Below are 699 nucleotides of genomic sequence, written 5' to 3' on the forward strand. Positions count from 1 at the left end.
GAGTACGAGGAAGCCTTCTGGCGAAGCCAGGAGCAAACCCCGCAGTCCGCCTGAAACAAGATCACCGGACTCTACGAAACTCGGGGCAGCTCAGAGCGCCCACTGCTGGAAGCGCCCCTGTTCAACAGCACCGGTCCAGGGCTGAAGGGTGACGTGCAGGAGTGGCCGTCGCGACCGGGCGGCTGGCAGACCCTGCAGTTGGAACAAGGCATCTGGGAGGACGAGTACCTGTCCACCTTGGTCGAGTGGACCGGTGCACCGGCCTGCGTCGCCGACGTCTCCGACAGCAGCATCGCCCTCGTGACCGGCCTGGACATCAACGGGAACCGCTGGCAGGCATGGCTCAACCTGGACAACGCCGCTGCCCTTCTCGTCGAGGAGCCCGAGGACGTGGACGACGTGAGCTTGTGGATAGCCACCCCCGAGTTCGAAGAAGCCATCGGACACAAGCGCGCAGAGCTCGATGCAGAGGTACCGGCTGACGCCGAAGGCGCTCTCGTGTGGGCTTCAGCAGCTGGTGTCCATGCCGCGGCCCAGCAGCCCCGGATCGAGGAACTGCTGCGCGCACGGGAGACCTTCGTGGAAGAACTGTTCGACGCGCTGCTAACCTCGCGCTTTCATGAAGCGGGCTGTCCGGCAGGTGGTCAGGAAAGCAGAAAGTGCCCCTGACCAGCAAGAATGAGGATTGTCGAGGTCCTT

1 protein-coding gene is annotated in these 699 nt (G+C 63.9%); it reads left to right on the forward strand.

What is annotated here, in order from left to right; translation table 11 throughout:
• Positions 1–153 precede the first annotated feature (153 nt).
• Positions 154–669, forward strand: coding sequence for a hypothetical protein (locus tag ACLZN2_RS50955; protein ID WP_416987099.1), 516 nt, complete (start codon positions 154–156; stop codon positions 667–669).
• The last annotated feature ends 30 nt before the right edge of the window (positions 670–699 follow it).

The organism is Streptomyces sp. T028 (genome assembly GCF_048159505.1).
Lineage (GTDB): Bacteria > Actinomycetota > Actinomycetes > Streptomycetales > Streptomycetaceae > Streptomyces.